The 7,769-nt window shown below is 31.3% G+C and carries 10 protein-coding genes, 1 tRNA gene and 1 other RNA gene; 11 read left to right on the top strand and 1 reads right to left on the bottom strand.

Features of this window, described 5'->3' with window-relative positions; genetic code table 11:
* The first annotated feature begins 229 nt into the window (after positions 1 to 229).
* The 3 genes from RR409_RS20235 to lgt all read left to right on the top strand — a co-directional run bounded on the left by RR409_RS20235 (position 230) and on the right by lgt (position 1,761).
* Entirely contained in the window at positions 230 to 679 is a 450-nt protein-coding gene (locus RR409_RS20235) for a nucleoside deaminase (RefSeq protein WP_332559588.1), read from the top strand.
* A gap of 1 nt (position 680) precedes the next feature.
* Positions 681 to 902: a (2Fe-2S)-binding protein gene (locus RR409_RS20240; protein ID WP_332559589.1), complete on the top strand. Its 222-nt coding sequence runs from the start codon at positions 681 to 683 to the stop codon at positions 900 to 902.
* A 91-nt stretch (positions 903 to 993) separates the two neighbouring features.
* Positions 994 to 1,761 carry a prolipoprotein diacylglyceryl transferase gene (gene lgt / locus RR409_RS20245; protein WP_332559590.1) on the top strand — a complete coding sequence of 256 codons (768 nt, stop codon included), beginning with the start codon at positions 994 to 996 and terminating at the stop codon, positions 1,759 to 1,761.
* Positions 1,762 to 1,880: 119 nt separating this feature from the next.
* Here lgt and RR409_RS20250 read toward each other — a convergent pair whose 3' ends face one another.
* Complete coding sequence (locus RR409_RS20250) at positions 1,881 to 2,579, bottom strand: TIGR00266 family protein (RefSeq protein WP_332559591.1); 699 nt, start codon at positions 2,577 to 2,579, stop codon at positions 1,881 to 1,883.
* A gap of 184 nt (positions 2,580 to 2,763) precedes the next feature.
* On the opposite strand from RR409_RS20250, the gene RR409_RS20255 reads away from it, so the two are divergent.
* From RR409_RS20255 to RR409_RS20290, 8 genes are all read left to right on the top strand, one after another.
* Positions 2,764 to 2,853: transfer RNA gene (locus RR409_RS20255), tRNA-Ser, on the top strand.
* A gap of 2 nt (positions 2,854 to 2,855) precedes the next feature.
* Positions 2,856 to 3,121, top strand: an RNA gene (gene ffs / locus RR409_RS20260) — signal recognition particle sRNA large type.
* A 244-nt stretch (positions 3,122 to 3,365) separates the two neighbouring features.
* Entirely contained in the window at positions 3,366 to 5,000 is a 1,635-nt protein-coding gene (gene dnaX / locus RR409_RS20265) for a DNA polymerase III subunit gamma/tau (protein ID WP_332559592.1), read from the top strand.
* A 110-nt stretch (positions 5,001 to 5,110) separates the two neighbouring features.
* A complete protein-coding gene (locus RR409_RS20270; RefSeq protein ID WP_332559593.1) occupies positions 5,111 to 5,449 on the top strand; it encodes a YbaB/EbfC family nucleoid-associated protein in 339 nt (112 codons plus the stop codon).
* 46 nt (positions 5,450 to 5,495) lie between these two features.
* Entirely contained in the window at positions 5,496 to 6,092 is a 597-nt protein-coding gene (recR, locus tag RR409_RS20275; RefSeq protein ID WP_332559594.1) for a recombination mediator RecR, read from the top strand.
* A 183-nt stretch (positions 6,093 to 6,275) separates the two neighbouring features.
* The gene (locus RR409_RS20280) at positions 6,276 to 6,557 is read left to right on the top strand and encodes a DUF2508 family protein (RefSeq protein ID WP_332559595.1); all 282 of its coding nucleotides are present in this window, start codon (positions 6,276 to 6,278) and stop codon (positions 6,555 to 6,557) included.
* A 119-nt stretch (positions 6,558 to 6,676) separates the two neighbouring features.
* A complete protein-coding gene (locus RR409_RS20285; RefSeq protein ID WP_332559596.1) occupies positions 6,677 to 6,931 on the top strand; it encodes a pro-sigmaK processing inhibitor BofA family protein in 255 nt (84 codons plus the stop codon).
* A 119-nt stretch (positions 6,932 to 7,050) separates the two neighbouring features.
* A complete protein-coding gene (locus RR409_RS20290; RefSeq protein WP_332559597.1) occupies positions 7,051 to 7,224 on the top strand; it encodes a hypothetical protein in 174 nt (57 codons plus the stop codon).
* The last annotated feature ends 545 nt before the right edge of the window (positions 7,225 to 7,769 follow it).

The following is a 7,769-nucleotide window of genomic DNA, read 5'->3' on the forward strand; positions in this document are numbered from 1 at the left end:
GCATCCCCCTCCTAAGGGGAAGGCCGGAGGTTCGACTCCTCTCGTGCGCACCAAACTTAGTAAGGCTTTGCTTTGCTAAGTTTTTTTTATAGAAAGCTTTAAAGAGATTTTGAGAACTACACCTTTTACAGTGTTTAAATGTGGAGTGCTTATTCTAAGATAAATCTCTATGTAATTTTAAAGTACTTAGAGAAAATGTGCTTATTTATTAGTTAAAAGAGGATAAAATATGAATGATGAATATATAATAGAAGCAATTAAGGAAGCAAGAAAAGCCTTAAACAAGGATGAAGTACCAGTTGGAGCCATAATAGTTAAAGATGGTAATATTATTGCAAAAGCTCATAATTTAAAAGAAATAACTGGGGATCCAACTAATCATGCAGAAATTATAGCAATAAGAGAGGCTTGCAAAGAACTAGGTGGATGGAGGCTTAATGGTTGTTCCATGTATGTAACACTAGAACCTTGTCCCATGTGTGCTGGCGCTATTATACAGAGTAGGATAAAAAAGCTTTACATCGGAACCTTTGATCCTAAATCTGGAGGATGTGGATCTGTACTTAATATAACTCAAGACGAGAGATTAAACCATTGGGTTGATGTTAAATGGCTATATAATGAAGAATGTAGTAATTTATTACAAGAATTTTTTAAAAGAAAGAGAGGCCATGATTAAAATGGAAAATAATTTAAATGAAGAAATTTTAGATAAGCTTACGAAGGTATGCATTTGTAAAGGGATCTCTAGGGCAACAATTAAGAAGGCAATAGTAAACGGAGCTAACACCGTAGAAGAGGTGAATAAAATCACTGGGAGCGGTAGTGGCGGATGTAAGGGAAGAAGATGCTCAATAAAAATAATTGAATTAATAAAACAGTATAATGATGAAGAAAAATAGTTTATAATATAAAATAATAAAGGAATGTTATTCTAGTATAACATTATAAAGTTTAATCATTTAATTGTTTAAACAAAAGGGGAGGAAAGTTATGGATCCAGTAGCAATCACAATATTCGGGATAGATATTATGTGGTATGGAGTAATCATATCAGCAGGAGTAGTAATTGCATTATTATTAGCAGAATACACTTCTAAATTAAGAAATCTAAAATATGATGATATTCTTACATTTTTTTTGATTGTTTTTCCACTTGCAGTTTTAGGGGCAAGATTGTACTATGTAATATTTGAATTTAATAACTACTATAAAGATAATTTAGGAGATATTTTAAATATAAGACAAGGTGGCCTTGCTATTCATGGAGGTATTATAACAGCAATAATTGTAGTATATATATATACCAAGAAGAAAGGTTTGAATTTTTTCGATTTAGTTGATACATTAGCACCTTCGCTAATTATTGCTCAAGCTATAGGTCGTTGGGGAAACTTTTTTAATCAGGAGGCCCATGGTGGACCAGTATCTAAAGAATTTATAAGTAATTTTCCCGAATTTATTCAGGAAGGGATGTTTATTGAAGGGACTTATTACCACCCTACATTTCTATACGAATCTATATGGAACTTATTATCATTCTTTGCACTCTTTTATTTACTTCACAAAGTAGAAAAGAGAGGAGTAGTATTTTTCTCTTATCTAGGATTATATTCTTTAGGAAGATTTTTTATAGAAGGATTAAGAACTGATAGTCTAATGATAGGACCTATCAGAACAGCTCAACTTATTAGTATAGCGGGAATATTGATTTGCATAGCAGGTTTAGTACTTGTTTATAGAAAAAAAGAACATGTATAACAATGAAACATATTTATACTTTGTAAATGGTGAAGCTAAATAATTCTTGCAATATTAAAAATATGATAAAAAGTTAAAATCACTATCAAAAACTATAATTTGATAGTGATTTTTATATTTTAATCTCGCATATTACTGCCATTATTTATTGGTAGATAAGGTGTGAGTTTACTAGCTAAATTTTGGAGCGGCATAGTCTGTAGGTAGACTTTTCCAGGACCTCTAAGAGTTGTAAGAAATAATCCTTCCCCACCAAAAAATATATTTTTAAAACCTTTTACTACTTCTATGTCAAAGCCAACACTAGGTTCAAAAGCAGCTACATGTCCTGTATCAACCTTTATTATTTCATTAGGAGCCAAGTTTACTTCTTCTACATGACCATCAAATTCCAATAAAACTATACCAGGTCCTGTTATTCGTTGAAGAATAAATCCTTCTCCGCCAAATATGCCAACAGAAAACTTCTTTTTAAAATGAATATCTAGCTTAACAGAAATTTCAGCTGCCATAAAGGTTCCCTTTTGACAAATTATAGTTTCCCCAGGAAATAATTCTTTTGCAATTATTTTTCCAGGAACAGAGGAAGGAAAAGCTATAGAGCCATTGAGAGAAGAACAAGTGAAATAGTTTAAAAATAAACTTTCACCAGATAACGCTCTACCTATTCCTTTAAAAAAGCCACCTGTCATATTTGTGTCCATTGCTATATTGCCACTCATCCAACCCATAGCCCCTGATTCAGAAAATAATTTTTCACCTTGATTTAAAGAACAAACAGCTACAGGCATTGAACCACCTTTAATCTCGTATCTCATAATAACCTCCTAACTTATAACATATAATAAAGTTATCACAAAACAAATTAAATTATTACAATATTAGAAAAAATTAATATAAGAATTTTAACTTTTTTTACTTGCAACATAATAATAACAATAGTATAATCTATCTTACACGGTAGCGAGAACATTATGTTAAAGCTACTAAGTAATCTTACATGGAGAGATGTCCGAGTGGTTTAAGGAGCACGCCTGGAACGCGTGTGTAGGGGCAACTCTACCGAGGGTTCGAATCCCTCTTTCTCCGCCATGTCGTACTAGATGGGGAGTTAGCGGTGCCCTGTAACCCGCAATCCGCTACAGCGGGGTTGAATTCCTCGCCTAGGTATTAGCTTGTGTGGCCTGACCCATATAAGTGGTGTTGAGAACTGGGTCCCACGCAATGGAAATTCATGAACCTCGTCAGGTCCGGAAGGAAGCAGCGATAAGTGAACACTTCCATGTGCCGTGGATCAATCTGGTTTGAGCTAACTGTATGGGTAACGCACATAGGCTAACTATCGAAGCGAGGTGTACGACTTTAATATGACACATAAGATGCTTAAATAGCATCTTTTTTATTTATAATGAGAACTAGCAGGAAAATATTTCTTGCTAGTTTCGTTTATAATAAAGTAAATATAGATGAAATTATTCACATATGACAGTTTAAAATATATAATATAGGTAAATGAAGAAAAGGCCCATTTTGATCAACGGCCTTAATGTAAAGCTAACAATAATGTTCGATTCTTTAAACATTAAAAAGAGAGGTGATAAATCATGGCGTATACAGCATTATATAGAGAATGGAGACCGAGAATTTTCAACGATGTAGTGGGGCAAGAGCATATTACAACAACTCTAAAAAATGCTATAAAAACTAATAGAATAGCTCATGCATATTTATTATGTGGAACTAGAGGAACAGGAAAAACTTCTACAGCAAAAATACTTGCGAAGGCCATTAATTGCCTTAATCTACAGCATGGGGAACCTTGCAATGAGTGCGAGATGTGTAAGAAGATAAGCACTGGTACAGCTATAGATATCACTGAACTCGATGCAGCATCACATAATAGTGTAGATAATATAAGGGATATAATAGAAGATGTTCAATATCCGCCACAAGAAGCAAAACATAAGGTTTATATTATAGACGAAGTACATATGCTATCAGTAGGTGCTGTAAATGCATTCTTAAAAACCTTAGAAGAACCACCAAGTAGAGTAATCTTTATTCTAGCAACTACAGACCCACAAAAGCTTCCAATAACTATACTTTCAAGATGTCAAAGATTTGATTTTAAGAGAATAAAAAGTGAGGATATATTTACTAGACTTAGAAAGATTGTAGATAACTTAGGAATATATGCTGATGATAATAGTTTAAAATTGGTGTCAAGGATTTGCGATGGAGCAATGAGAGATGCTCTTTCAGTACTAGATCAAGCAATTTCCATGAGTGATGGAAAAGTTGAGTATGAAAATTTAGTAAATATGTTAGGACTTATAACCAATGATGGTTTAATTCATATAATAGATGCAGTTATATCTAAAAATACGGAAAAAGCTATAAGAACAATAAATGATATAGTTCAAGGCGGGAAAGATACTAATATACTAATTAAAGATTTAATTAATCACATGAGAAATCTTCTTATGACTAAAGTTAGTGAGAATCCAGATGAAGTTTTAGATATGTCCAGTGAGAACATAGCTCTTTTAAAAGCTCAATCCGAAAAAATTAGAGTTGAAGAGGTTATGAGGTATATTAACATTCTTCAAGAGGCTGAGGAAAATTCCAAGTTTACAAAGCAAGGAAGAATATATTTAGAACTTGCTATAATCAAAATGTGTAAAATAGAATATGATACATCTATAGAAACTATTTTGCGCAGGCTGAATAAAATGGAAGAAGCATTAAAAAGTGGTGAGATTGCAGTTAGTGCTAATAAGGTATCTGAAGTTAAGAATTTAATTAATGAAGTAAGAACGGTACCTTCAACAACAGAAAAGAGAGTTAATACAAGGGACGAAGAAAAAGTTGATGTAGAAACTAATAGTGAGTGTAATTTGACAACAGATGAAGTGAAAAAGTCCTTTAAAGACATTCAAGGGTTGTTAAAGGCGAGAAAGAATATGGTGTTAGCTACTGCACTTATGATGGGAGAAGTATTATCCTGTAAAAAAGGAATCATAACTATCGGGTTTGAAAGAGTTTATAATTTTCACAAGAGTAGGCTAGAAAAAGATGAAAATAGAAAAATAATGGATAATATTTTTTCAGAATTTTTAAAGCAACCAGTTAGGGTTCAATATACTTCTGATAGTGAAAATAAAGTGGAGGAAAGATCAAAGGAAGAAATTTTATTTGATACTTTTCCAGCAGACTTAGTAGAAGTTCTTGATGAATAAAACACTATAATTAGTAAAATTTAAAGATAAAATTACAAAACTAGTTACATTATTAGATAATATTATATATACTAATATAATGAGATTATATTTTACAAGGAGGTATTATTATGGCAAAAGGTGGATTCCCAGGAATGGGCGGAAATATGAATAGCTTAATAAAGCAAGCACAAAAATTCCAAAAACAAATGGAAGATATGCAAAAGGATCTTGAAAATAAGAGTTTTGAAGCTTCAGTTGGTGGAGGAGCTGTTACTGTAGTTGCTAATGGAAAAAGACAAATAGTAGACATTACAATAAAGCCTGAAGTAATAGATCCAGATGATGTTGAAATGTTACAAGATTTAGTTTTAACTGCTGTAAATGAAGCATTAAAGAAAGCTGAAGAAGATACAAATGATGCAATGGGTAAATTAACTGGTGGAATGAATATGCCAGGTTTATTTTAATTAACTTGTCTTCTAAACAAAAGAAGACCTTTTAGAGGTGAAAACTTTGGATTTTTATCCTATAGCTATAGAAAAATTGATTGAAGAATTTGCAAAGCTTCCTGGTATAGGGAGTAAAACTGCACAAAGACTTACTCTATACGTATTAAATCTTCCTAGAGAAGAAGTGGAAGAGTTTGCAAATGCACTTATTAAGGCAAGAGGAACTATTAAATATTGCACTATATGTGGAAATTTTACAGATAAAGACCCTTGTTCTATATGCTCTAATCCTAACAGGGACAGAAGTACTATTTGTGTTGTAGAACAACCAAAAGACATCATGACTGTAGAAAAGGTTAGGGAATTTAATGGTTTATATCACGTGCTTCATGGCACTATATCTCCAATGAGTGGTAGAGGACCAGAAGACATAAAGTTAAAAGAGCTTATAACTCGTATAAATGGCGAGCCTAAGGAAATTATTGTTGCTACAAATCCCAATATTGAAGGAGAAGCAACAGCTATGTATATCTCTAAGATTTTAAAGCCCTTTGGTATAAAGGTAACTAGAATTGCTCATGGAATCCCTGTAGGTGGAGATTTAGAATACGCAGATGAAGTAACTTTATCTAAGGCATTAGAAGGAAGAAAAGAAATATAGAAAAGCATCCTATTTTTATAGGATGCTTTTTATTATATAAAGAAAGCTAAGCTTTTATAAAGTTTAAAATAGCTTTAATGCTGAATTGTTAGAATATTAAATTGGATAAATTTAAAAGAGCTTGTATAAATACTCCACTGTATGTAAATAATTGTAAATAACATATAGTGGGAGGTTTTTTATATGAATAGAAAAACAATCATTCAGATTATACTTTCGCAGAATAAATATAGTGAAGAGCAAAAGGAGATAATTGAAAGATTAGAGGAGTCTATGCTTGAATGGGAAACTGCTAAATCTTGTTTCCAACAAGTAAGTGATGCAAAACTTATTGATTTTGCAATATACAGGGAAGATGAAGCTAAAGCCAAGTATATGTATTTTTTATCACAGGCTAAAAGTAAGGGGATAACTTTAGATGCATCATATATGATTGAGGAATTGAGTAAGGCTAGCAAATGGTAGATAATAAAGATTAATAAATTCTTTTAATTATGAAATACATCATAATTGCTTATTAATGTTAATATATTAGTATAAATTTTATATAATGCTTGATGTATTTTATGGAAGGGGAGTTTGTTATGCAAACCGCTATATATTTTGTCATTGCAGTGCTATCTCTATTAATAATAGGTAAGGTACTTGCGTGGCCACTAAAAATGTTATTGAAATTAGTTCTTAATGCCATCGCTGGCGGAATATTATTATTTCTTGTAAACTTTGTTGGAGGTCCTTTTGGGATAAATATCGGTATTAATGCTATAACTGCATTAATAGCAGGTTTTTTAGGAATACCAGGAGTCATATTTTTAGTTATTTTCAATATAATAGCATAATATTTAGGGGTTACATTACTTTTGCGCCCATATATTTAAAATGAGTTTTTATAATTAAAATAGCATTTTTTTCTATCGATATAATAATTATATAATAACTAATATAAAGGGGGAAGAAGATGCCATATGTAACTCAGGTGTATTGGATAGTAGGAATTGTGGGCATGCTTATTATAGTAGAAAAAATTATTAAGATTAAAGAATCTAAAGATTTAAAAGAAAATAACAAAAACAATGAAGAAAGTTATACCATTAATTTCGCTATAGATATTGAGAATAAAAGTAAGGATTAAAAGTATTTGTACGATAGTTCAATTATAATAAAACCCAGCTAAAACATTTTTAGAGTAGCTGGGTTTTTGTTATGGCTTATCTTAGTGAAAATCTTTGGTGAATCTCAATATGGAATGTATATGTATATGTTTTACTATATGTACACTTCTAAAACTATTGGATGAAGGATTATAATATATTACATTAAATTACATTACAATGAATAATAGGTATATTTTCTGTATAAACACTTCCAAGTGTGTCAATAGAGGGAATTTATAGTATTTTAAAGAAAAAAGGACATATGAATGAATGGTTTGGTTAAGCAGTAAAAAATGAAAAAAGAATAAACATTATTCCATGATACTATATTCCTTGTCGCTGGTGAAATAGTGTAGCGATGATGTTTACATTTCAAATCAATGTTCAAATAAAAACTTTAAAAGTTTAAAAAACACATTGACAAAGAGTTGAAAACATGATAAACTTATCAAGTCGCTTAATGGTGACAAAATGAATTGGTCTTTGAAAATTAAACAGAGAAAAAGGTAAAACCAGTTAATTC

The sequence above is a fragment of the Clostridium sp. genome (assembly GCF_036642255.1).
Lineage (GTDB): Bacteria > Bacillota > Clostridia > Clostridiales > Clostridiaceae > Clostridium_J.